Origin of the sequence: Hydrogenobacter thermophilus TK-6 (genome assembly GCF_000010785.1) — a bacterium.
GTDB classification, from domain to species: Bacteria; Aquificota; Aquificia; order Aquificales; family Aquificaceae; genus Hydrogenobacter; species Hydrogenobacter thermophilus.
Map to the genome: position 1 here is coordinate 503,634 of NC_013799.1, position 23,041 is coordinate 526,674.

The window sequence follows — 23,041 nt, forward strand, 5'->3', positions numbered from 1 at the left end:
AAGTTTAACAAAAAGTCATAAAGAGGGGGAGAGGGTTTCCCCCTGTGATTTGCTTTCATACCCTCTCCTTAAAATCGTAATAAAGGACTTTTACATCGTCTCTTCCCACCTGAAAACACAAGAAGTAAATAAATCTGTCGTCCTGAGCCTCCACCTTATATACTCCGTCTTTATCTCTTTTAGCGGACAGTATCTCAAACTTGTTTACGGGTAGCTGTTCCTGTAGTATTTTCCTTATAGCGAAATTCACATACATGTCAGTCCTCCTTTTCTTTTTCAAAGGCGGGGGCTGGAAGGGTCCAGGGTTTTACAAAGAACCCTTCCTCACAGGCTCCAGTGAGTCTGTATAGAGATCCGTTTATCTCAAGAAGCGAATACCCGCCCCGATAGGGTATGGGGAGCGGGACTGGAAGCTTTCCAATAACACAGCCTCGTCTGTCAAGGATAAGGGCTTTCATGATTGAGCCTCCGCTTCTATCGGCTTGGACAGGGAGCGGAAGTAGTCTATAATCTCTTCGTATTTGTCTTTAGGTATCTCAGCGGTAGACTCTATACCGAAGCGTTCTTTGAGGATTTCTTTTATAGCATCTTCCCTGTATCCGAGCTCCTTTTTAACGATAGCGAAAAATCTTTTCCTCTGGGCTTCGGTGATATAGTCGCTTTCGGTATCCGTATCCACGTCTGTTTTGGTAGGCTGTGTTTGTTCGGGAATAGATGGCTCTTCCCAGAATTCCGCTTCTTCGTATGGGAGGTGTGAGGTCTCTTCTGGGAAGCACATACGAAAGGCTTGGGCGATAGCTGTTTTCTTGAGCATAAATAGGGGGTGAGATTGCCAGAGCGGTGTGTCTCTCTTGACCTCCGAAAGAGGGACTTCCCAAACAAAGGGGATTTCCCAATCCACCCTTTTTATCTCCACAACCGCCACAAGTTCATCTCCCTCTTTCCTGAACTTGCAAGACCAGCCTTTCAATTTCCCAGACCTCTCCGCTCTCTTGAGATATTCCGTGTAGCTGACAATTGGCTGGATAATTGTCTTGTTCAGTTCTTTGTTGTAGTATGGCACGAAGTGCACTTCTTTCCGAAGTGGATCTAATCCTAGATGTCTTGCGTATGCCACCGCTGTGATAAGCGTCTCATCGTCCACCTTGGCAAGGCTGGGCAAGGCTACCCTCAACATCTGGAGGACTTTTTTGTAGTCCTCCTCTCTGACTATTGTGTTGGTGTTGGCTTTTGATAACATGGCTTTACCTCCTTAAAAGTGTAGTTCTTCTTTTTTGTAGACTATAAGCCTTCTTAAGTTTCGCCTTATCTGATACTCTTTCCTTGCGAGCCACCCTATGATAAAAAACCTGAAAATGCCTAAGGCACGTAAGGTCTTGCTGCTGGACACAAGCCATCTTGCGTGTGGTAAGTCTTCAAGATACTTTGGCAAGGCAAAATAGTATATACGGGTATATTTGCGACCCCGCCAATCACGGTATTCTTCAATGGTGGGGGCGCAAGCGGTCCGCACAGCCCTAAAGTAAAGTTTTCTTAATGCTCTCATCTCTTTATAGGAAATTTGCGAGCTAAAACCTTGTATCTATGATGCGGGGATACAGCTCGCCCCGAAGGGGTTGACAGGAGAGCTGTTGTGGAGTAAATTAACAAATAGCTTAAATGCCCCACCGTTCCCGAGAAGGGGTTCAACGACTTTAAGGGTGGGGTAGAAAGGTGAAGGGGCTGAAAGTAGCTCCATCTGCCCAAAGGTATCTCCGCCTTGGGCAGGGTAGGAGTAGGGGCGGTGTGAACCCGCCTGTGGTGGTAAGGCACCCAGAAGAGAGTGTAAACCCACCCGAAGCCTTGCATCTTTGATGCAGGGTAGTTCACTTCTTCCCAAGTTCTCTCAAACTCTTCCTTGGCACTCATTTTCCTACCTCCAAACACACATCAAATACCACCCTTTCCCTCTTCGGGAGCGTGTCTATGTACTTGCATACCTGTACAAGGTGGTATCTTAAATACTGGTTCTCTTCTACGACCCGTTGAGCTTCCGCCTGGAGTCTGAGAGATAGAACAAGAACAACCAGGGAAGCGAAGACCGCAAACAAGCTCAGCGTCATCTCCCAGCCATCCTTTATACTGCGTATTCTCTTAAGCATTGCTCCACCTCCTCAAGGTCTTTGAGCTTGCGAATTTCTCTAACTATGAGAAGGTTAGGCTCGTATTTGAGAACCTCGTAAAGAACCCACCCTTTTACCTGCTGAACCGCGAGCAGGTAGGGGGTGAGCCAAAGGTGGCGGTAATAAAAGAGGTCAAACTCGCACCTGCTATTGGCGTTTAGCTCCACCACTTTAAGTGTCATAGCTCCTACCTCCATGATTTTTTTTAAGGGGGAAGGGGGGTGGGTAGCCCGTTCTTACCCATCTCTACCTCCTTAGGTATTGCTTTAGCATTGACTTGTTAGCAACGCTCTACCTCCGCTGATATGACCGTTTCTAAATCGTCGATGAAATCAAACAGAAGCTCAAGGATTTGCTCGTTCGTAAGCTCAACATAACTGGTTTCCTCCCTAAGGGTCTTTAACCTCTTTTTAATCCAGCCCGAGAGCTTTAGCGCACGGGCTTCAGCAAGTAGCTCTTGCACTCTTTCGTATCTCCTGAACCAGTCCATTAAAAAGGGATATGGGGGGTTAAGAATCCGCTCTGCTAAGACCCCGTGCCCCCTGAGAAAGTTGAGGAAATCATGGTTTTCCCTCAGGGACACTGCAAGGGCTTCCATGCTTCTTCCAATGGTCTTAACTTCCTTCATGGCTCTTACCTCCTTGGGTTGATAGGTATAAATATATCACAAATAGTGAAGGTTGTCAAGTCAAATTGTGAAACTTGTCATGACTTTGGTCTGGCGTAAATTGGGGAAACTAAACAAAGGGGGTAGAGTTATGAAGAAAGTGCTTCTTGTACTGGTAGTGCTGGGTGGCGCTTTTGCTCTTGACCGCTTGTATGACTACAGACTTCCTAAGTCCTCACGCCCTTACAAAGATTACTGGGGGAACAGCTACAAACACTACGACAACCTGTGGAAGGACACAGACAGGGATGGGGTAATGAATTACTACGACTACAACGACAGAAACCCAAACATCTGGACACCTTACCAGAAGGGGTATAAGAACTGGGATTGGTGAAACAGGATTATCTTGTTCTTCTGTGGCGCTGTATATAATCAATAAAATCGTCTAATAGGTAAGCTTCTACCATAAGGTCAGTGCGCTTTGGGTTTCCAAGCCTTGAAGCGGGATACATCTTCATGTTAGTAATGGAAATAAAGATGGTTGCCACGACTTCCATATAAAGAAGATTAAACTCACTACCGCTATAATGAAAGACATATCACTCCACCTCCATAGGCTCTATTTTGGGGAGTTTTTTCAATACCCTGCCGAGGACTTTAATCTCTTCGGTGAGTTTCTGGGGTGCATATTTGCGATTATCAGGGACGAGTTCCCACTGGTTGTCTACTTTGTGCACCCTGCGGATAAATAGACCGTTGCCCTGGCTGGCAAAAAGAAATATGCCACCCTCGTAAAGCTGTAAGTCTGTGGGGTCTACAAGGACAAGCCAATCCTTTGGAATGGTCGGCTCCATGCTATCACCTTCCACCTCAAAGGCGCTGACCGTTTTCTTGGGGAGCTGTGTCCTTTTTATGAGAGTATAGTCATCGGTTATAACTTCTCCGCCCGCTCCTACCCCAGTTATTATTGGTATGGCTATGTATTCCCTTTCTATTACTTCGGGAGAGGGTGGATATTCCTTAGTGGGTTCTTCCTCAATAAAGTAGACTTCAGGGATATTTAAAGTTTCCGCTATTTTGCGAAGTATAGCGGGGGATACCGCTCTTTGATTGTTGATAATCATGGACAACCCAGACTGAGTTAGCCCCGTTAGTTTGGCGAGGCGGTATATGGATAACCCCTTTTCTTGTAAAAGCTTCTTCAGTTTTTCACCTATAAAATATCCCCGCCGCGTAGCTTTCATCTCTATAAGCTTAACCATCCGTTAACCTCCACACAAGACGCACAATTTGACTTGACATGCTTAACTAATCGTGATATATTCAAGATAATGGTAAAACAGACAGAGCTGGCAAGGAAAATCGGAAAGGCTCCTTCCGCAATCTCCCAAATCCTACATAAAAAGAGGCGGGCGGATCTGCCAACTGCGGTGGCTATTGAAAAAGCCTCTGATGGGCAGCTAAAGGTAGAGAAGCTTGTCCGTCCAGAGGTAGCACAAGCTCTAAAAGAGTATTTAAGGCTAAGGTGTCCATCCATGCCTAAAAATGTAGATGTGGGAGAGGAAGATGTTAGTAAGTGAGTTAAAGGACAAGCTTACAGACAGTCTAAATAAGGTAGTGAGGAAATACTCCGCAAGGGTGGTAGCAAAGGTTTTTAGAGTCAAACCCCCCACAGTCTGGCAATGGAGTGCGGGAGAAAGAGAAAATCCGCTGACCAAAACGCTGGAATTCCTGATGTGGCTAAAACACAGAGACCCCGAGATGTTTACGGAAATAGCGAGTGTTTTTATGCAGGTTGTAAGTGAAGAAGCTCACAAAACGCTCCAGATAAAAGAGTTCGCTGTAAAGCTCTTTAAGTACTACATAGATGATCACAAATACGATGTGAAGGAAAGGGCGGAGCTGGAGAGGGAGTTCAAAAGGCTCTTGGAGGAGGTAAAAATCTTGGAGGAGGTAAAAAGATGAAAGGAGAACAAGCAATTAAAATTTTATGGCAGACCCTCTTTCCTGTCAAGTTTGCGAAGGGGGAATATGCGGAAGTAATATACGACGACGGAGACAGGCACTTCAAGTATGCGCTCCACATTGAAACCCTTGAAGAACTTGAGGAATTTATAAGGGAATACAACGAAAAAGTAAACTTTGCCATATGTCCGAATACAAGGGAACCCAAAAGGTTGGCAAAAAGAACAGGCTACACGGAGATAAAGAGGCAAAAGGCTATCCTGATTGACATTGAAGACCCCGAGAGCCACACGCTAAAGAAACCCGAGGAAGTCCGACACTACATCATAGAGTTTGCGAAAAGCGTCCCTGAAAGCATACGGAAAGCTGTAAAGTTCTCAGCATATACGGGGGGCGGTGGACTGATTTGTATAGAGCTTTCCAGATGGGTTGAACGGGGCGAGATAGAGATAGTTTACGATTGGCTTCGGGAAAGGGTGAAAGACTTCAGGTATGTGGACAAGAGTAGTTTAAACCCCGCTCAAGCTCAGAGGCTCATAGGAACTATCAATGCAAAGTACAAAGTAGAGACTTTCATCTTCAAGCTAAACGAAAATTGTGAGTCTCTGGATGTAGATGCGATAATAACCGAGTTTAACGCAAGGCAAAATGTAGAGATAGAAAGGCATGCGGAGATAGAAAGGCACAAGGGGAAGATCAAGAATATTGAGGAGATTGTAAGGGAGATAAAGAAAAGGATTAAGTTTAAAGACCTCGGACTTGAGGGCGAAGATTACGGGTATTATGAGAGAATATCCTGTCCCTTCCACCCTCCTGACAGAACCCCCTCCTTTGTGATTTACCACAATGGGGATGGAGATGTGGGAGTTGACTTCCACACAGGAGAAGCCCACGACATCATAGGCATTTATCAAAAGCTCTATGAAAAGGACTTTATAACTGCAGTAAGAGAACTTGCACAAAGGGCTGGCATAAAGGTTGTCCTGAGTTCGGAGGAAAAGAAAAAACTTCAAAAAGAGCAGGCACTTGCGGACTTTGACCCGCACGCCTACATAACAGAAGAGCTAAAAATAAGGTCTGCTATCCGCTACAGAATAAACGGCGAGTACCACTTTGATTTCTTTGTGGAGAACAGAGAAGGAGAAGTTGTAAAGCTCTCTGAGAGCCTCTTTAAACTGCAAGAGTGGAGATATAGTCTCCGACTTTTTGGAGCGCACACAGGCTATAAACCTGCACCACTCCCAGCGAAGGCTCAGGAAGAAGCCTGGGAGCTGGTGATAGATGCTTTGTTTGAAGTGTCTGAAAAGGACGAAGAGTTTGATAAATCTGAGCTTCCCTGGGAATTGGAGGAACTACAAAGGGTTATAAGGGAAGCACCCGCAACGGATATTATGGATGACTTTGTCCTGTCCAAGAGCAGGTATGTAAAACTGGTGGTGGGGGATACGGTATATGTTAGCCTTACCGCACTATTGCGTCGGTTAAAGATAAACCCCACCTTTGAACGCATAAACCTTAAAAAGGTGTCTCAGCTCCTCAGGGAGCTGGGCGCCAAGCCAGAAAGGATTTATGTGGACGGCTACCGCATAAGAGCATGGAGGCTACCGGAAGGGGACTGGAGGGTTGTGGACACTATGGACACCACTGGACACTACAAAGGAGATGGTAGTGTCCACAAGGAAAGCCTTGAAACACGGGGCGCTGATGGATTTGTGGACACTATGGACACCATTGAGGAGGACGAAAAAAAAGTGATGAAAAAAAATTCCATTGAAAATGGGTGTGTGGTGTCCACAAGTGGGCATATTCAAAATGTTGAAACTCAAGCATTTGAGATAGGTATGGACACTATGGACAGTATGGACACTACCACTGGTGGGCAAAGTGTCCAGAGGGGGGACAAGAAGGTTGACGAAGACGATGACGACCTTAGTTGGCTGAACTTTTAGGATAGGAGGACTGGCTGTGGTAGAGAAGATAATAGGCCCTCCAGGAACTGGGAAAACGACGCAGGTGGTAAAAAGAACTGCAGAACTTGTAGGCCGCGGTGAGGTCAGGACTGATAAAATATGCGCTACTTCGCTGACAAGAGCCACAAAGTGGGCTCTCTTAGGAAAATTTCGCTCTAAGGGGGTCAACATAGGCGAGGAGAACATAAGAACGCTTCACTCTTGGGCATACAAGAGCTTTCTAAAAGATGGAAAGAAGCCACGCATCGTAAGTCAGAAAGAAATAGCTGAGTTTTTTAAAAACAAAGGTTTTGAGTATGAAATTCCTGACACAAGTGGGCAGGAAAACGAATATGCGGTTTATGAAACGGGGAAAGATGGAAACAGGCTTTTACAGATGTTTAATTTGGCGAGGATTACATGGGATGGGGAAGCCCCTTTAAGGCACACAAAGATGGTTTATAAACAGGTGGAGCAAGATTGTCCTGTTTCTTTCAGGACTTTTGTTTTGCTCTTTAAAGACTATATAAACTGGCTTAGGGACAACGATTTGTATGACTATACAAGACTACTGACGGAAGCCTTCAAGGGGGGTCTCTCTATTCAGGGGGACCTCCTCATACTTGATGAGTTTCAAGACCTCGGGAACCTGCACAACCTAATCGTAAAACGGTGGTTTGAGAACTTCAAATATGTCCTTGTGTGCGGCGATGACGACCAAGCCATCTTTACCTTTGCAGGCGCAACTCCAACCCACCTGATAAACCTACGGGGGGATAGAGAGTATGTCCTGCCTGTAAGCTATAGGCTACCAAGGGGAGTACATGAATTGGCTGAAGGGGTAATTAGTGCTAACAAGCAAAGAATACCGAAAACATTTAAGCCGAGGGATGAGACTGGAAGGGTCGACACACTTTTTAGCCTGGAAGACGCACTTGCCTTATTGCAGAATGGTGAAAAGAAAAGCCTTCTCCTTGCACGAAATAACTACTTTGTAGAACAGTGGAAGGAGATTTTGGATAGCTACAATATTCCTTATAAGGAAATTGGGAAACATGTTCCCATTCCCGCTCTCGCTACACATCTAAGAACGCTTAAAAGGATTAAGGAAGGCAAACCCGTTGACGACAAAGACATAATAACTCTTATTGCTTACCTGAAGGGGGCTATAAGAAAGCTAACGGGTAAAAAGCAGATAAGGACACACTTAATAGCGGAGATAGGAGAGTGTATAAAGAAGAGACAGTGGACAGGCACAGCGGGACAGGTAGCATACTGGATACTAACGCGTTCGCCTGAGGAACTGTTTACGGAACACGACGCCAAAGTAATAAAAAAATGGGAGAAAAGGGTGGAAGACCTCCATAAATGGCTAAACCCTGCTATACAGGTTGGGACAATACACAGCGCTAAGGGGCTGGAGGCGGACAGGGTGATTTTAGATACACGCATAACAAAAAAGGTAGTTGAAACCTTTATGCAGGAACCTGAGGCAGAAAGGAGAGTGCTTTATGTGGGTATAACAAGAGCTAAAGAGGAATTATACCTTCTACGGCTTGCGAAGTCTTACACATACGAACACTTAGGGTTGCTGTGAGGGGAATATGAGTAGGATAATGACTATAGACCCGGGTTATTCCGCTCTGGGCTATGCTGTTGGGGAAGAAAATAAGCTGATAGAATACGGAACTGTATATTTTAAAGGGAAGGAAGAAACAAGGCTGACGGAGATATACTTAAAAATAAAAGAGCTTATACAGAGGCACAACCCTGATACTGTCCTGATTGAGGATTACAGAGTTTACAAAGATGGATACAAGGGCAAACACAAGACTGCAATTGTGGTAGGAATAATCTGTGCTATTGCATATGAACACAAAATTAAACCCACCTTTGTCTTTCATAACAGCTGGAAGGCTAAATTTCAGCGGGTCTATTTCACAATAGTAAATAGACTAAGCGAGGAATGGAAAAAGGCTTTGGGGGAAGGTAGTGAACACAGCAGAGACGCTGTAATGATGCTCCTACCTGAGGTGGTTAGTTTGAAAGCTTTGCTAAAAGGAGGGTAGCAATGTTGAAGGAGTTCTATAAGCGTGGGCAGAGGGTCAGACATACAAAAATAGGTGAAGTCTTAACCGTCGTCCGAGACGAAGGGGGTGTGAAGGTTGTAGTAAGGGACAAATACGGGCTGGAGCTGGAAGTATTGAGGGATAACCTTGTGCCTTCAGGGGGTTGTGAGAATGATAGCAGTTCTTGTTAGCGGTGGGAAGGATAGCACAGCAACGCTTCTTGTAGCTCTGGAGAGGTTCCCGAAGGAGAGAGTTATTCCCATCTTTACGGACACAGGCTGGGAAAGTTCTATTACATATGCGTATCTTAATTATCTTGAAACGAAGCTCAGTATTGAGATAGTCAGGCTCAAAAGTAGAAAATGGCAAGACCTTCTCACATGCATCAAAGAGAAAAAGATGTTCCCACATGGCAATCAGAGGTTTTGCACCTACCACCTCAAGCTTATACCGACTGCTGAATTCTTAGCTGAACATCCAGAGATAGAGGAAGTATGGCTTGGAATAAGAGCATCCGAGAGCTTCAGAAGAGAGAAGAAATACGGAGACCTTACACCTGAAGACACTTACTCTTATGTAGAAACTGCCACGGGTTTGCCCGCAGAGTTAAGGCAGAAGATAAAGCACCTTAGAGCCCGCCTCCCAATCGTGGACTGGACAGAGGAAGAGGTTTTCAGGTTCCTGAAAGAAAAGGGAATAGAGAGAAACCCGCTCTACGATATGGGACACTCCCGTGTGGGCTGTTATCCCTGTATTCTCGGAGGACTTCGGGAGTGGAAAGCGTGCTGGAAGACGGAAGAGGGAAGAGCAAATATCCTCAAGCTCATAGAGTTAGAGAAGGAACTGAGAGAAATGGGCTACAATGGACGGATAAAAGATAACTACGATGGGGAGAAGCTCTTGAGGCTCTTGAAGATGGAAGATGTCCAGGGAGACCTGTTTAAGGAGGAAACTTGTGAGTTTTGCAAGGTTTGAAAGCGGTAATGGGAGTTCCCCTCCCGTGGCGCCAGCCGCAATTGCTCCCCCCCGCCGTCAAGGGCGTGTGGCGGGCACGTCCGAGCCGAGGAGGACAGGGGAAGTGCCCTGATTACCCGCCCCTCCCTCGGCAGGCGGGGGATTAAAGGAGGTGTAAGATGAGGGAAGAAAAAACGCTAAAGATCAAAGCTAAGAGCGATTTTGAAATCAAGATTCTCCGCAAGATCATAAACGGAGAAATGAACGGTTTTATCAGGGGCGACTATCTCTATTACGAAGCGGGAAATGGTTTTCTATGGATCAGGGTTGAGGTTGAGATAGAAAAAGAAGCAGAGGAGGGTCGGATGAAAGAGATAACCTTCATAGATCTGATCAAAGCTCTCGTGTGGTTTCTGGTTTTGCTGGTGTTTATGGTTCTGGTAGTGGTAGTGGTGAGTAAGGTTATTTAAGGAGGGTTGTGGATGGAGGAGCTTGTAGCAAAAGCTTTAGAGTTAGCGAGGGAGGGGCTACCTTCCCGCAGAAAGCTTATGGAAAAGCTAAAAGTTTCCGAGGCTCTGGCGAGAGAAATAAGGGCAATAGTGAAGTATCTCATGATGAAAAACGGGAGTGAGCCGATAAGCTTTGACCTAAACCCTGTGGACATTATAGACATCCCAGAACCTCTGGACAAAAACGATAGGGGACCATACAGGTTAAAGGGATACAGAAGAATAGGCGTTATCTCGGATGTGCATTTCCCTTATCACGATAAGACTGCGCTCAAGACCGCATTAAAAAAGCTTTATGAACTGGAAATAGACACGCTGGTGATGAATGGGGACATTGTGGACTTTTATTCTGTTTCCTTCTGGGAAAGGAGACCTGACAGGCGGAACCTTCAAAAGGAAAGAGAACTTGCCCTGATGGCTTTTGATCGGATAAGGAAGATCTTTCCTGATGCTGAAATAATCTATAAGGAAGGGAATCATGAAGAGAGGCTTGCGAGGTTTTTATCACGAAAAGCCCCCGAACTCTATGACATAGAAGAACTTCAAACAGATACTTTTTTGAGACTCAAAGATTTTGGCATCGTTTACGTCAAGGAGAAAAGAAGAATTGAAGCGGGGGAGCTGGACATTATACACGGGCATGAATACAGAAGCTTTGCAAGTGTAAACATAGCTATCTCTTACCTGAGAAAGTCATTCAGAAACATCCTGATTGGACACTTCCACAGGAGACAGGAGGACACAAAGAAAGACATAAGGGACGAGCTTTCGGGAGCTTGGGTCGTGGGTTGCCTTTGCGATCTCAAGCCCGACTACTCCCCTAACAACGAATGGACGCACGGGTTTGCTTTTGTGGAGCTTTTTGAAAACAAGCATTTTCAGGTCAGAAACTTTTTAATACAGGGGGAGGAGGTGTTTTAATGAGACTGTTTAAAGAGTTGAGCGATAGCGAGCTTTTGTACTGCAGGGAGATTGCAAAGAAGATAAGAATAGCAAACAGAAAATACGAAAGGGCCTGCGAAATTTTAAACGGGGGGCGTTCGGTGATAACGATCGGGCAGGGTAAACCTGCGAAAAACCATGTGGAAAACGCTTATGTGAACAAGGTTGTCTGGCAAGAGTTTCTTTCCGCTCTGGATGAAAGCGAGAAAAAGCTTGTTGAAGAAATTGTGGAGGGGCTGGACTACTTTACAAAGGATGAACTTCTAATGCTGGGTAAGATAAACAGCACGGGGCAAATGCTGGGGCTGTGGTAGAGCCATCCGAATTATGGGTTATTACGATTTGAGATGGCGGTGCAGATCTATCAGATATTCTAAAGCTTCTATTAAAGTTGGGTCTTTATTCGTCGTTGTCAAAAGAGCTTTTCGTGTTTTGTTTTTGTATGCACGAAGAACGAGAAGTCGCTTTTTCTTTACAAGTGTAAGAGAAGAAGCTGAAAGGATTTCGGGGAGTTTTTTGAAGAGCTGAGCTTTCTTAAGGAGGGTTTGGTCTATGTATTTTAGCAAAACATCAAGGGGGTAGTAGGTTATCTCAAGTTCTTCTGAAGTAAAGTCTTTACTCGTGATAGTTATACTCGTCTGTATCGGTGAAAAACGAAGGGAGATAGGAATTTCAAAATCGGGGGGCAGGTCTTTTAAGTGTTGTTGTATCGTTTTTCTAAGGTTTTCTTCTACCTCCTTTAGCTTCCCCTCCCCCACAAGCTTAACAGCCTCCCCCCTTGTGAGGGAGAGGCTTGTGTATGTAGGAGGTTCTTCGTGTAAATACTTGACGAGTTCGTATTTGAAAAGAGCTTCATTAAAGCTCATGAGGATCCTCCTCTGAAGAATTTTAAGACATCCCCCCTGTAATGTTTTGGGTCTATGTTAGGGAAGTGCTTTACGAGGTGTTCATACTGTTTTACGATCTCATACTCTTCGTCTTCCTTCAGAAGCTCTTCTCCTTTAGCTTTGCGGAGAAGATAGTTATAAAGGAATATGAAAAGCCCCTTCTGCACCTCAACCTCTTCAACCTCTTTGCCGAAAAGGGAGAGGAATATCTCTCTGAATGTCTCTTTAGAGAGCTCCTTTTCAAAGGGTAAAAGGTATCTCTTTAGAACCCCGAGTCTCTCCCTCGCTTCTTTCCTTGAAAGGGGGGAGACGAATTTGTAAGCGGTTATTACAACTTCTGCGTTAAGCATTTTGTAGCACCTCCTCAAAAACATTACCCTTCAGGCAGTTCAGCTTCACGAGAGGCTTTCCCTCTTTCTTCAGGAAGAGAACATCCCCCTCCTTCGTGAGAACCGCAAGGGCTACAGAGGGGGAGGGCTGAATAACGATTCTATCGATTGTCCTCTTCAGCTCTTCGTCCCTGAGATGCTCGTTTCTCACGACAACAACGGACTTTCTCGGAGAGGTAGAAATGATAGACTCGTAGATAGAGTGAACGAAGCATGAGGTATAAGGATTGTTAAACTTCTCCTGAATCTTTTTACAGAATTCGCACTTGTCATATCTGATGTGGGTTATGTAGGGATTCTCAGGATCGGGTTCTGTTGTTTTTTCGATCGTCTCATCTCCATCTATTACCCTTTTAGCGGATTTGAGAAGAGATTCCACTTTTTCTATATCTTTTGGGGTTGGCTCTTGGGGATCATACGATTCTATCGTGTAGTTCTCATACACCTTCCCCTTCGTAGCGTCAAGTATCAAGATAGCTTGTCTTCTTACGATCTTCCACCCCTTGTGAACCGAAGCGGGATACCAGTCCAGCATCCCTTCAACCTTTAGTTTTCCCTTTTCCCACTCCTCCCTTTCCCTTGCTGAGAGCCAGACAATCGCTATTTTCGAGGGATCATACACTATCAATTCAGGGTATTGACCTCCCGTAAGGGTGTATTCCCAGCCTTCCTGTGACAGCTCAGGGATCTCTTCGATCCCCTTAAGAACATATCCTCCCTTCTTGTTATCCCACTCTTCCGGGTTCCTGACCTCCGAGGAGTAAACCCTATAACCTTCTGCTTCCTTGACAAGCTTCCAGATCTTCATAGCTCTACCTCCTTCCCGCCTTAGTTTTTCCCTCCCCAGCGGCGGGAACTGGGGAGAGGGAGGAACCCCTCCAGCCTGTCCCCCAACGAGGGAGGGACAGGGAGCAGGGAGCTAAAACTCAAGCCCATCGAGTTCTTCGAGCGTTTCTTCTATCAACTCTTCAAGTCTCTGTAGCCTGGCTCTTTTGCCCCACTCGCGAGGCAGCCAGTCCTCAAGGAAGGATGGACAAAACCGCCTCACAACAGCTCCCCTGCCAATAAAATGACTCCGCACATACATCTCGTCATCCACGGGGTCATACTGTAGAAAAACGGGCGCAGCGTCGGTGCTGTTTCTTTCGAGAAGATATAGTATCTCTTCGAGTAGTTCTCTTTTCTGTTTCTTGCTAAGCTTCCTCCATGCCTCTGCTATAACTTCTTTTCTGACCGTCCTCATAGCTCTACCTCCTTTTGGGCTAACTCCCCTTTCGGGGTTGTTGCCCTATTCCTGTATATTACTATACCCCATCAAGGGTATATTGTCAAGTCCCTTTTTTATGATCTTCGTCATATTCTGTAAAATTGTATAGAAGGCTTGAGAGACTAAGGTCGGCGTATCTTTCTGCTGTTTTCTCTATGAACTTCTCACGCCATTTTCCTATTCCTTTCGTGCGCGCACTTTTTACATACTCACGGATTTTTTCAAGATTACTCAGTTTAAAAACGGGAACGGAATACTTCTGCAGGAGTTTCTCATTTGCATAAACCCAGAAAGGAAGGGGAACTAAACGGAAGCCTTTCCACCTTATAAGGGGAGGGTATTTGTTTGTTATAGCAAGCTGTAAATAGCTTGTGAGCGGGACTATAACATTCAGATCTCCTTCTTTTTTCAGAACAAGTATGAATTCTGGAGGGGTCATGAAAAACATCCTGACCTGTCCCTCCTCAGACTCTACCCTCTCCTCTTCTTTTACTTCAAACATATCTTTCCCGAGGCTCTTCTCGTAAAGCCTGTAGAGCTTCTTTTGCAGGTCACTCATGTTTGCACCTCCTTTTTTTCTATTTTTTAGATAACCCCCTTTTTCTGCAAAATCTGACACTTCTTTATATATACTCAAAACTGATCTTAATCATATTTCAAAAGTGCTGAAAAAGCCTTGTCTCAAGGCTCGCAGAGCTCTTCCCAAAAGCTCCCGACTTCACCACCATATACTACAGGTTCAAAAAACTCAGCAGTAGCTATCTTGAGGAGTTAATACACAAAACTGCTCAAGAAATAATCCAGAGCCTTGAAGCAAAAGAGTTTCACTGCATTGTAGCAGATGGAACGGGCTTTGGAAGGGAGGTTAGAGCTCATGTGAAAACTGAAGCTCTTATTGGGATAGTGAGAGGTAAATCTGTAGCGGTTGGAGTTAAGGCAGGTGTAGCATATTCGGACGAAAACAGGCTCTTGCTGGAGATACTCAAGGATTTTCCTTTCAGAAGCTCTTACTTTGTAGGAGACGCCTACTATGGTAAGTCTGTGGAGGTGCTAAAGAGAGTAAAGAAGCTTGGCATGAAGGCTGTAGTCCCTGTGAGGGACACCATGCGTAGGAAGGTGAGGGACGAGTATAGGTTATGGGTTAAAGGGAATTACGAGAGGATGAGGAAGGTTTACAAGAAGTATCGCTACAGAGTGGAGCAGTTTTTTGGGACTATCAAAAACCTTTTTGGGGACAGGGATAGGGTGTGTGATTTTCACATAGCGAGTCTTTATGTGCTTGGCAGGTTTGTGCTGTATAACCTGATGGTTCTTGCTGAACTCCTTTTATTGTCCCTGAAGCTTTTGAGGGTTATGGTGTTTTTCAGACACTGGAATACAAGCGCTTGGGGAATTTTTAAACACTCTCCTCAAGCCCTTGACAATCTGACCACTTGACATATCTTTAAATTATCCCATAGTATTACAAAAAGAAATCAGGATTTAATCCAAAAGCACAGAGCTGGAGGCTACACATGCGCACCGCTCACCTTCGCATAGTAGAAAAGCTACTGGACTATTACCGCAATCCCGAAAACTGGGGCAAAAGTCTGAAACAAGTCGCACAGGCTTTCGGACACTCTTATCCTTATATATTGAAGTGCATACAGCTTTACGGTACCGAGCGCTTCAGAAAAGAGAAAGATGCAATTTATCACGAAATACTTTCAGAAGCTTCAAACATTGCGATTGCAAGACTTTACGAGATGCTTCTGTCAGAAGATAAAGAAGAGTTCAAACAAGCTCAGGCAGAGGTAAGACAATGGTATAAAACTGTTTTCGGAGAGAAGCAATATCATACACATGAGGCTGGGGACAAGCTCAGCACACTACTTAGCGCACTCGCAGAGATAAGGCAGAAATATGCAAAATGAAACTATTGAAGTTCTTGATTTATTGCTGTCTAAACCGCTTCCAGACCTTGCAGAGCTACTCTTTCCTCACTACTGCACGCATAAGCCTGCAGACATTCATTACGAACTTGCTGAGCTACTTACAGAGAGCAAGCAAAATCTTGTCATAGCTTTTCCGAGAGAGTTCGCTAAATCTACATACGTGTGGATATTCTTCCCAGCATGGAACATCCTGCACTGTAAATATAGATACATTGTTTACATAGCAAGCTCAAAAGAGCGTGCAGAAGAACAGCTCAGAAACCTGCGTGCCGAAATAACGGCACACCCACTTCTTTCAAGTCTCATCGAGATAAAAAAAGACAACGCTGATGAGCTTGAATACCTTGACCTTGCAAGCATGAATCGGTGTCTCATCAGGGCTTACGGCGCAGGGCAAAATCTCAGGGGCATCAGATACCATGAGAAAAGGCCCGATATCGTCATACTTGATGACATAGAAGACAGTGAGAGCGTTCAGTCTGAAACTCAGAGAAAAAAGCTCAAAGAGTGGTTTCATGCGGATGTGAGACCTCTGTCTTCAACTGGTAGGATTTTTGTTATAGGTACAGTTCTACATGAGGACAGCCTTCTGAACAACCTTCTCACTAACCCCCCCTTTAGCTTCAGGGGGCTAAGATACGGCATCATTGATGAAGAAGGAAAGCCGACCTGGGAGGACAGATTTACACTTGAGTGGATAGAGCGCAAACGGGAAGACTATAGAGCGCAAGGGCTTTTGCATGTGTTTTATAGAGAGTATATGAACATAGCCCTTGCGCCTGAAGAACAGATATTTAAAAAAGAATACTTTCAATACTACGATCCTGTGCGCCTTGACACTTTAAACTTTAACATCTTCACAACCGTAGACCTTGCCATTTCTAAGTCCGACACTGCAGACTTTACTGCCATAGCGACTGTAGCGGTCAGCCCAGAAAACCACTGGTTTGTGCTTGATATAGATTACGGGCGCTACGACCCGAGCGAGCAAATAGAAGCGATATTTAGAGCTGTAAAGAAATACAAACCCTTGATAGTGGGTATTGAAAAAGTGGCGTATCAATCAGCCCTTGCCCACTTCTTGCAAAAGGAAATGCTCGCACGGGGACTTTTCTTTAGAGTGCAGGAGCTGAAAGCTGAGAAAAAGAAAGAGCTTCGTATACAAGCTCTGCAACCGAGATTTACCATAAAAGCGGTCTGGTTCCCTGCAGGCGCACATTTCCTTACGGAGCTTGAGAGCGAGCTCTTGATGTTCCCGAGGGGCAAGCACGATGACCTTATAGACGCCCTTGCCTACATGGAGCAGATAGCCTATCCACCGATACATCATTCGGAAGGGGAGCTGCCTTCATGGAGCTTATAGACCCAATTAGGAGGTACGAATGAAAATAAAAGACGAAGAAAAGATTTTGTCGTATGTTCTTGCTGACATACAGAACGCTGAGAACTTTTATCAACAGGTAATAGAACCGAAGCTTATTGAAAGATATCAGCTCTACAACGCAGACCCTGAGTACTACGCTCAGAAGTTCCCCAAACTCTTCCAGCGTTCAAAAATAACACTGACAGACATAGCTGATACCATTGAGTGGGCTATGCCGTCATTGATGCGGATATTCTTCGGTGGGGAGGATGTGGTAAGTATCGTGGGGAGGCAGGCTGAAGATGTCAAGAAGGCGGACATTCTTCAAGAGCTCATCAACTTCCAGATCCAGAACCAGAATCAGGGATTTCTGATATTTTATAAGTGGTTTAAGGATGCGCTGATAGGCGGGCTTGGGGTAGTAAAGTGCTACTGGGAGAGGGAATACGAAACACAAAAGAAAGAGATAGTACTGGGGTGGGATGAGCTACAACTTGCTCAGCATGATCCTACCGCAGTTGTAGAGAGCGCTCAAGACCTGGGAAACGGCATTTACAGAGTTGCGCTGAAGATCAGCAGGCTTTCAAAAAATCAACCTTGCCTTGAGAATGTCCCAGCTACAGAGTTTATATTTCACCCATCAACGCTGTCAGTTAAAGACTCACCATTTGTAGCGCACAGAAAAGTTGTGACCGTTGACTATCTAAAAAGAAAAGAGAAAGAGGGCATTTACAAGAATGTGGATAAGGTGATAGAAAGTGCAAGCTCGGACGATTTGCGCTATACACAGATGGCAGATTATTATCTCAAGCCTTACAAAAAGTATGCGGTTTCTGAGAGTGATCAGGATCTGGCAAGAAGAAAGGTCTTGCTCTATGAGTGCTACACGAAGTATGACATCAATAACGATGGTTTGCTGGAAGATGTCATAATAACAGTTGGCAACAATACAATACTAAGAATACAGGAAAACATCTACGGCAGACCTCCGTTCTTTGTTTTAGCACCGATCCTTGAACCTTATCAGCTGTGGGGCAAATCCTTTGCGGATGTTCTAAAAGATATTCAAGACCTCAAAACAGCACTTGTCAATCAGATTATTGTAAATGTCGGCATGAACAATGACTACAAGATTGCAATAAATGACACACTTGTGAATGTGCAAGATATTGTAAATGACAAACCTGTTATCAGGATGAAGGCTGGGGCGGACATAAGGCAGGCTATCATGCCTCTGCCAACGCAACCATTAGCACCTTGGAGTTTTAACTTCCTTGAATACATAGAAGGCACGAAAGAAAACAGAACTGGGATAACACGCTACAATCAGGGGCTTGATGGGCGGTCTTTAAACAAAACCGCATCGGGAATCTCTATGATAATGCAAGCTGCGAACCAGCGCCTGGAACTTATAGCCCGCATATTTGCAGAAACTGGGATTAAAGACCTTTTCTCTTTCCTTGTTTATCTGAACCAGCAATTTATAGACCAGAAGACAGTCATAAGGCTTACAAACAAGTCTCTGCCGATAGCTCCCGATGACCTGAGCGGAGAGTTTGACGTTGTCATTTCCGCTGGCATTGGAGTTGGGACAAAACAGACAAACATGGCAAACTTGCAATTACTGCTACAGCTGTATCCTAAACTGCTACAGCTCGGCATAGCAACACCTAAGAATGTTTACAACCTTGTTAAAAAACTCATTGAAGAGATGGGCTACAAGAATGTGGATGACTTTTTGCAAGACCCTGAGCAGGCACAGATGAAAATGATGATGGGGGGATTAAATGGAGGAATTACAGGAGAGATTGGTATTCCTCAGGGAGGAATACCTCAAGGGGTTAACAGCTCAGCAGGTGAAGGATTGCCTCAGTGAACTTTTTGAGGAACTTCGCAGATACTATTTTGAGGAGTGGAGGGGGAGTGATCCAGAAAAGTGGGGGGAGATCAAATTCAAGCTTGAGATCTTAGACAGATTTGAGGCAGTACTCACCTCTCGCATACTCGGGGGAGAGACCGCCAAAAAGGTTATTGAGGGGGGTTAGACATGCCTATTACAGGGCTTTCTTCATCCACTTTAAAAACCAGATTCTTTAACATCCTCGCTGGAGGAAATGCAACAGATCTGGAAAACTTCCTTTCTCAATTCACAAGTGCTTATGACAAACTGGTTCTTAACTCCGAGATTTTCTCCAACCCTGCGGTGATGGATGCGGTTGTAAACTCCCCACAGCTGGCTACGGTTTTTAACTCCACCACTGCGTTAAACATGTTCTTTGCATCCTCTGTTGCTATCACTCAGCTGGGACGATCTTACAACGGCATTCAAACTCTTGCGCAGAACGCACAAGCCATGAGGAGTGCCATACAGTCGCAGGAGCTTTTAAATCTCATCAGTAGAAATCCTTCATTTAGACAAATCTTTACCAGTAGCACAGCTATACCCAGTAAGTCTGTGCCTACTATGACCTCCAATACCACACCTGAGGGGCAAGCGCTGGGCAGTTCTATTTACAGCTCCAGTAACGATTTCTATAAGGCTTTTGACAAAAATAGTACCACCCTCTGGGAGCCTGCTACCCCCAATCCTAGTGAATGGGTCGGGTATATGTTTTCTGTCCCCGTTTTTGTGCATACGCTATCTTACACAAATATAGAGAATATAAATCTGTGTGTGGTGCAGAGAAGTTCAGATGGTACCAGTTGGGAAGATATTTTAACCTTTTCTCCCGCGCTGCGTTTGGCTACTCCAGTTCAGCTACCCCTTCCGCTTCTAGTAAATTACTACAAATACTACCGAATATTAACAGTAAGCACATCTGGCTACCCGCTGATTAGGGAGCTTGATTTCAGTGGCTTCACGCAGTAAGGAGGAGGATGATGATATTTGTGATAATAGATAAGCAAACAAAAAGGGTTCTTGGTTTTACTTATTCTTCCGAGTATAAAACGTATCACCCTGAAGTGGAGCTTATTCAGATTTCTCAGGATAGCGAAGTTTTTCTTTCCGCAACGCCACAGTCTTATGTTTATGACGCGTCAACAAACAGTTTTGTAATCAAATAAGGAGGGGAAGACATGGATGAGCACAATCAGGGGACTCCTGTGGAGCAACCCAAAGCACAAGAAGAGCAAAAGCCCGAGATAGCCCTTACGCATGAGGGTGAATTAAGCGTTGACCTGTCAAGTTGGGGACTCTCCGAAGAGGAAGGAGAGCAACCCGAGAAGCAGGAAACGCAGGAGCAGGCTCAGGGAGAAAAGCAGGAGTACTACACTCCTGAAGAGATACAAAAGATAGGCATTGACAAGCTTGACCCCAACAGAATACCCCCTGAGCTTCTGCCGTGGTATAAGTCCATGCAGGCGGATTATACCCGCAAGACGCAGGCTCTTGCGGAAGAGAGAAAAGCAATAGAAAAGCTTCTGGACAAGGCTCTAACAGACCCAGAGCTTGCCAAGAGGTTTATTCAAGACCCTGAGCTTGTCCAGACAGCTCAGAAACACCCTCAGCTTGCTCAAAAACTGATGGCTGTAAGCCAACTAGCACAGCCCAAGAAGAATCCATTTGATGACATCGTGGAGCAAGCCAAGAGGATGGTGGAAGCCCAGTTTGGGGAACCCTTTGACGAGTTCAACCCTAAACATACGCTGGCTCTAACCCTTGCAGGACAGAACATATTGGCGCGGCAGGCACAGATGTTGCAAATTTACAACAGGATAGGAGAGATACGTGAGAAAGAGCCTGCCTTTGAAGAGATTGACAGACTTGCGGAGCAAAAACTGTACAGCTTGCCGTATGCGGAAGCGCTAAAGATAGAACGTGCTATAAAGGTAGGGGATATTGATACTGTTCTCCGTTTCTGGGAAGATGTCAGAAAAGAGTATTATCAGCAAAAGCTCACAACAAAACAGGAGCCTCCGAAGGTGGAGAGTGCTGGCACAGGGGAGGTGAAAACAAAGCCTTCCTTTGACCCAAGAGAACTTGCTCACCTCAGCGAAGAGGAAAAGGTCCGCTGGTTCATAGAGGCAGGTTTGGTGTAAAAAAACTTAGGGAGGGATAAACATGGCGCTTACAACTTACACTGCTGTAGGAAACAGAGAAGACCTCAGCGACATAATAACAAACATATCACCCACAGAAACACCACTTTACTCTATGTTTGGCAAGGCGACAGCGAAGGCTACCTATCATGAATGGATTGAGGACAGTCTCGCTGCCCCCGGAACCAACGCAATGGTGGAAGGCGCAAACTATCCCATCGCAGACCCGCAGACAAGGGTGAGAAAGGGCAACTACACCCAGATTTTCGCCAAGGGCTACGGCATTTCTGAAACTCAGGAGGCTGTTCTCAAGGCTGGCATAAAGTCCGAGATAGCTTACCAGATGCAGAAGGCTATGAAAGAGATAGCCAGAGACGTTGAGTATGCAATAATCAACAACACTGCCGCTGTTGCCGGAAACGCCACCACCGCAAGGCAGATGGGTGGCATTCAGGCATTTGTGATCACCAATGTCCTTGCTAACGGTGGTAGTCCAAGAGCCCTGACCGAGACGCTCCTGAACGACGGAATTCAGCAGGCCTGGCAGGCAGGCGGAAATCCTGATGTTGTGGTGGTATCTGGCAAGAATAAGAGAACTGTGTCCTCCTTCACTGCGGGAGTGACGAAAACCGTCGCTGCGGAAGATAAGAAGCTTGTTAGCACTGTGGATGTCTATGAGTCTGACTTTGGTCTTGTACGCATTGTAGCTGACAGGTGGATGCCTGACAGCAAGGTTTTTATCCTTGAAAAGGGGCGCTTTAAAATTGCGTACCTCAGACCCTTCAAACAACAGGAGATAGCAAAGGTGGGCGATAGGATAGAGAGAGTTGTGGTGGGTGAGCTGACCTTAGAAGTCAGAGCCGAGAAGGCTAACGCCATAATTGCGGATATAGCCTGATAGCGCACCGCCTGCCTCATCCGCTCAGCTCTACCTCCTTTGGTTGGCGGGCGCCAGCCCGCTTGCTTAATTCTTTTTGGAGTGAAAACATGGCTGTGATCTTTGACTACGATGAGAAGACAGGCAAAATAACCCTCACAAGGGTTGTGGATATAACGCCTTACCTCAGAGCAAACTACGAGGAGAGAAAGGAAATAGGCAAGGGTATTTCCAAATCTAAGGTCTGGCGTAAGGTGGCATCTATACCCATTGATGTGCTTATTTCTCACGGGATAGACATAAACGATGATGAAGCTATAAAAGACTTTATTAAAAAGCACCCCGAATACAGAACATCAGAGGGAGGATTTTGAAGATGGTGAAGATGAAAAAGCCTGAAAAACATGAGGCTACGCACTGGATCTTTGGCGTTGATGTGCTTGGCAAGGACATAATTGAAGTGCCTGAATACCTTGTGAGCCTCTTTGAGGAAGAAGGCTTTACAAGGATCTCTGATGAAAAACCGAAAAAAGAAAGAGAAAAAGAAAGAGGTTAGTAAATGACTGTAGCGGAGGCTGTATTAAGGCTCAGGACTTTGCTCAACGACCCCCAGGCAATTGAGTTCACAGACGCGGAGCTGATAAACTACATCAATCAAGCACAGGATTACATAGTCTTAAGCGCAGTTAACTTAGGTTTTCAGGGCTTTTTAAAAAATGTAAACCTGACCCTCACCAATGATCAGGCTCTGCTTCCCAGCGACTTTATCAGGGAGTATTCAGTTTCCGCTAATAACTACATTCTTAACTCTGTACCGCCTGACGCTGAGGTAACAGATAAAACTTACAAGATAATAGGAAACACGCTTTATTCTAAAAATGCGAGTGTGAGCCTCTACTACTTTTACTCTCTTCCTAATTACAGCAATCTCAGCGACACTATACAGATACCGCAGATATTTAACAACTTACTCTTTGAGATTTGCGTTTACCTTGCCAAGAATCGCATAGAGGTCCCTAACGCTTTTGATGTTCAGCTCTCCTCTCTGTACGAGCAAAAAATTGCTCAACTCGTTTCTGCCTACGGTATGTCTTTTATAGAAAGACCCATGCCTTTTTGAGGG

Annotated in this window: 35 protein-coding genes and 1 pseudogene; 22 read left to right on the forward strand and 14 right to left on the reverse strand. The window is 45.2% G+C overall.

Translation table 11 applies throughout. The features are described from left to right. Positions 1-55: 55 nt before the first annotated feature. From HTH_RS02595 to HTH_RS10040, 4 genes are read right to left on the reverse strand one after another with little or no spacing between them, the layout of a single operon-like run. Complete coding sequence (locus tag HTH_RS02595) at positions 56-256, reverse strand: hypothetical protein (RefSeq protein WP_012963161.1); 201 nt, start codon at positions 254-256, stop codon at positions 56-58. Between the two features lies 1 nt (position 257). Continuing rightward, a complete protein-coding gene (locus HTH_RS02600) occupies positions 258-458 on the reverse strand; it encodes a hypothetical protein (protein ID WP_012963162.1) in 201 nt (66 codons plus the stop codon). Beyond that, entirely contained in the window at positions 455-1,240 is a 786-nt protein-coding gene (locus HTH_RS02605) for a RecT family recombinase (protein WP_012963163.1), read from the reverse strand. The genes HTH_RS02600 and HTH_RS02605 overlap by 4 nt, the downstream gene beginning before the upstream one ends. Before the next feature lie 12 nt (positions 1,241-1,252). Next, positions 1,253-1,432, reverse strand: coding sequence for a hypothetical protein (locus HTH_RS10040; protein ID WP_232500454.1), 180 nt, complete (start codon positions 1,430-1,432; stop codon positions 1,253-1,255). Between the two features lie 281 nt (positions 1,433-1,713). On the opposite strand from HTH_RS10040, the gene HTH_RS09935 reads away from it, so the two are divergent. Next, positions 1,714-1,854, forward strand: a complete 141-nt coding sequence (locus tag HTH_RS09935; protein ID WP_158298091.1) for a hypothetical protein — start codon at positions 1,714-1,716, stop codon at positions 1,852-1,854. A gap of 50 nt (positions 1,855-1,904) precedes the next feature. Here the strand turns inward: HTH_RS09935 and HTH_RS02620 are convergent, their stop codons facing one another. The 3 genes from HTH_RS02620 to HTH_RS02630 all read right to left on the reverse strand — a co-directional run bounded on the left by HTH_RS02620 (position 1,905) and on the right by HTH_RS02630 (position 2,790). Beyond that, a complete protein-coding gene (locus tag HTH_RS02620; protein WP_012963166.1) occupies positions 1,905-2,141 on the reverse strand; it encodes a hypothetical protein in 237 nt (78 codons plus the stop codon). Further along, the gene (locus tag HTH_RS02625; RefSeq protein ID WP_014462561.1) at positions 2,117-2,344 is read right to left on the reverse strand and encodes a hypothetical protein; all 228 of its coding nucleotides are present in this window, start codon (positions 2,342-2,344) and stop codon (positions 2,117-2,119) included. Before HTH_RS02625 ends, HTH_RS02620 begins: the two co-directional genes overlap by 25 nt. A 98-nt stretch (positions 2,345-2,442) precedes the next feature. Further along, positions 2,443-2,790: a hypothetical protein gene (locus tag HTH_RS02630; RefSeq protein ID WP_012963168.1), complete on the reverse strand. Its 348-nt coding sequence runs from the start codon at positions 2,788-2,790 to the stop codon at positions 2,443-2,445. A gap of 130 nt (positions 2,791-2,920) precedes the next feature. Here HTH_RS02630 and HTH_RS02635 point away from each other — a divergent pair, with 130 nt between their 5' ends. Next, positions 2,921-3,166 carry a hypothetical protein gene (locus tag HTH_RS02635; RefSeq protein ID WP_014462562.1) on the forward strand — a complete coding sequence of 82 codons (246 nt, stop codon included), beginning with the start codon at positions 2,921-2,923 and terminating at the stop codon, positions 3,164-3,166. A 7-nt stretch (positions 3,167-3,173) separates the two neighbouring features. On the opposite strand, the gene HTH_RS09940 is transcribed toward HTH_RS02635, so the two are convergent. After that, positions 3,174-3,329 (reverse strand): hypothetical protein, encoded by a 156-nt coding sequence (locus HTH_RS09940; RefSeq protein WP_012963170.1) that lies wholly within the window; start codon positions 3,327-3,329, stop codon positions 3,174-3,176. A gap of 42 nt (positions 3,330-3,371) precedes the next feature. Continuing rightward, complete coding sequence (locus tag HTH_RS02640; protein ID WP_012963171.1) at positions 3,372-4,034, reverse strand: XRE family transcriptional regulator; 663 nt, start codon at positions 4,032-4,034, stop codon at positions 3,372-3,374. Between the two features lie 69 nt (positions 4,035-4,103). Between HTH_RS02640 and HTH_RS02645 the strand changes: the two genes are divergently transcribed. The 9 genes from HTH_RS02645 to HTH_RS02690 all read left to right on the forward strand — a co-directional run bounded on the left by HTH_RS02645 (position 4,104) and on the right by HTH_RS02690 (position 11,474). Continuing rightward, positions 4,104-4,352, forward strand: a complete 249-nt coding sequence (locus HTH_RS02645; protein WP_012963172.1) for a helix-turn-helix domain-containing protein — start codon at positions 4,104-4,106, stop codon at positions 4,350-4,352. Then, positions 4,339-4,737, forward strand: a complete 399-nt coding sequence (locus HTH_RS02650) for a hypothetical protein (protein WP_012963173.1) — start codon at positions 4,339-4,341, stop codon at positions 4,735-4,737. Before HTH_RS02645 ends, HTH_RS02650 begins: the two co-directional genes overlap by 14 nt. After that, the gene (locus HTH_RS02655) at positions 4,734-6,686 is read left to right on the forward strand and encodes a hypothetical protein (protein ID WP_012963174.1); all 1,953 of its coding nucleotides are present in this window, start codon (positions 4,734-4,736) and stop codon (positions 6,684-6,686) included. Before HTH_RS02650 ends, HTH_RS02655 begins: the two co-directional genes overlap by 4 nt. A gap of 16 nt (positions 6,687-6,702) precedes the next feature. After that, positions 6,703-8,283 carry a UvrD-helicase domain-containing protein gene (locus HTH_RS02660; protein WP_012963175.1) on the forward strand — a complete coding sequence of 527 codons (1,581 nt, stop codon included), beginning with the start codon at positions 6,703-6,705 and terminating at the stop codon, positions 8,281-8,283. A 7-nt stretch (positions 8,284-8,290) separates the two neighbouring features. Continuing rightward, positions 8,291-8,755, forward strand: coding sequence for a crossover junction endodeoxyribonuclease RuvC (locus HTH_RS02665; protein WP_012963176.1), 465 nt, complete (start codon positions 8,291-8,293; stop codon positions 8,753-8,755). 171 nt (positions 8,756-8,926) lie between these two features. Further along, on the forward strand, positions 8,927-9,730 hold the full coding sequence (locus HTH_RS02675; RefSeq protein WP_012963177.1) for a phosphoadenosine phosphosulfate reductase family protein: 804 nt from the start codon (positions 8,927-8,929) through the stop codon (positions 9,728-9,730). Positions 9,731-9,888: 158 nt separating this feature from the next. Further along, positions 9,889-10,179: a hypothetical protein gene (locus HTH_RS02680; RefSeq protein WP_012963178.1), complete on the forward strand. Its 291-nt coding sequence runs from the start codon at positions 9,889-9,891 to the stop codon at positions 10,177-10,179. 12 nt (positions 10,180-10,191) lie between these two features. After that, a complete protein-coding gene (locus tag HTH_RS02685) occupies positions 10,192-11,139 on the forward strand; it encodes a metallophosphoesterase (protein WP_012963179.1) in 948 nt (315 codons plus the stop codon). Further along, positions 11,139-11,474, forward strand: a complete 336-nt coding sequence (locus HTH_RS02690; protein ID WP_012963180.1) for a hypothetical protein — start codon at positions 11,139-11,141, stop codon at positions 11,472-11,474. Before HTH_RS02685 ends, HTH_RS02690 begins: the two co-directional genes overlap by 1 nt. 21 nt (positions 11,475-11,495) lie before the next feature. On the opposite strand, the gene HTH_RS02695 is transcribed toward HTH_RS02690, so the two are convergent. The 5 genes from HTH_RS02695 to HTH_RS02715 form a co-directional block, all read right to left on the reverse strand. Further along, positions 11,496-12,026 (reverse strand): hypothetical protein, encoded by a 531-nt coding sequence (locus HTH_RS02695; RefSeq protein WP_012963181.1) that lies wholly within the window; start codon positions 12,024-12,026, stop codon positions 11,496-11,498. Further along, a complete protein-coding gene (locus HTH_RS02700; protein WP_012963182.1) occupies positions 12,023-12,397 on the reverse strand; it encodes a hypothetical protein in 375 nt (124 codons plus the stop codon). Before HTH_RS02700 ends, HTH_RS02695 begins: the two co-directional genes overlap by 4 nt. Next, positions 12,390-13,244, reverse strand: a complete 855-nt coding sequence (locus HTH_RS02705) for a hypothetical protein (RefSeq protein ID WP_012963183.1) — start codon at positions 13,242-13,244, stop codon at positions 12,390-12,392. Before HTH_RS02705 ends, HTH_RS02700 begins: the two co-directional genes overlap by 8 nt. 111 nt (positions 13,245-13,355) lie before the next feature. Further along, entirely contained in the window at positions 13,356-13,679 is a 324-nt protein-coding gene (locus tag HTH_RS02710) for a hypothetical protein (protein WP_012963184.1), read from the reverse strand. Positions 13,680-13,764: 85 nt separating this feature from the next. After that, positions 13,765-14,340: a hypothetical protein gene (locus HTH_RS02715; protein ID WP_232500455.1), complete on the reverse strand. Its 576-nt coding sequence runs from the start codon at positions 14,338-14,340 to the stop codon at positions 13,765-13,767. A 32-nt stretch (positions 14,341-14,372) separates the two neighbouring features. Between HTH_RS02715 and HTH_RS02720 the strand changes: the two are divergent. The 11 genes and pseudogenes from HTH_RS02720 to HTH_RS02775 all read left to right on the forward strand — a co-directional run. Then, a pseudogene (locus tag HTH_RS02720) lies at positions 14,373-15,140 on the forward strand (transposase); the annotation flags it as partial. A gap of 77 nt (positions 15,141-15,217) precedes the next feature. After that, on the forward strand, positions 15,218-15,616 hold the full coding sequence (locus HTH_RS02725) for a hypothetical protein (protein ID WP_012963186.1): 399 nt from the start codon (positions 15,218-15,220) through the stop codon (positions 15,614-15,616). Then, a complete protein-coding gene (terL, locus tag HTH_RS02730; RefSeq protein WP_012963187.1) occupies positions 15,606-17,000 on the forward strand; it encodes a phage terminase large subunit in 1,395 nt (464 codons plus the stop codon). The genes HTH_RS02725 and terL overlap by 11 nt, the downstream gene beginning before the upstream one ends. Before the next feature lie 19 nt (positions 17,001-17,019). Continuing rightward, positions 17,020-18,876, forward strand: coding sequence for a portal protein (locus HTH_RS02735; RefSeq protein ID WP_012963188.1), 1,857 nt, complete (start codon positions 17,020-17,022; stop codon positions 18,874-18,876). Positions 18,877-19,047: 171 nt separating this feature from the next. Beyond that, a complete protein-coding gene (locus HTH_RS02745) occupies positions 19,048-19,869 on the forward strand; it encodes a hypothetical protein (protein WP_012963189.1) in 822 nt (273 codons plus the stop codon). An 11-nt stretch (positions 19,870-19,880) separates the two neighbouring features. Continuing rightward, entirely contained in the window at positions 19,881-20,066 is a 186-nt protein-coding gene (locus tag HTH_RS02750) for a hypothetical protein (protein ID WP_012963190.1), read from the forward strand. Between the two features lie 12 nt (positions 20,067-20,078). Further along, a complete protein-coding gene (locus HTH_RS02755) occupies positions 20,079-21,041 on the forward strand; it encodes a hypothetical protein (RefSeq protein ID WP_012963191.1) in 963 nt (320 codons plus the stop codon). Between the two features lie 22 nt (positions 21,042-21,063). Next, on the forward strand, positions 21,064-21,939 hold the full coding sequence (locus HTH_RS02760) for a DUF5309 domain-containing protein (protein WP_012963192.1): 876 nt from the start codon (positions 21,064-21,066) through the stop codon (positions 21,937-21,939). 89 nt (positions 21,940-22,028) lie between these two features. Next, complete coding sequence (locus tag HTH_RS02765; RefSeq protein WP_012963193.1) at positions 22,029-22,292, forward strand: hypothetical protein; 264 nt, start codon at positions 22,029-22,031, stop codon at positions 22,290-22,292. 2 nt (positions 22,293-22,294) lie between these two features. Further along, on the forward strand, positions 22,295-22,474 hold the full coding sequence (locus HTH_RS02770; RefSeq protein WP_012963194.1) for a hypothetical protein: 180 nt from the start codon (positions 22,295-22,297) through the stop codon (positions 22,472-22,474). Between the two features lie 3 nt (positions 22,475-22,477). Continuing rightward, on the forward strand, positions 22,478-23,038 hold the full coding sequence (locus HTH_RS02775) for a DUF6682 family protein (RefSeq protein WP_012963195.1): 561 nt from the start codon (positions 22,478-22,480) through the stop codon (positions 23,036-23,038). The last annotated feature ends 3 nt before the right edge of the window (positions 23,039-23,041 follow it).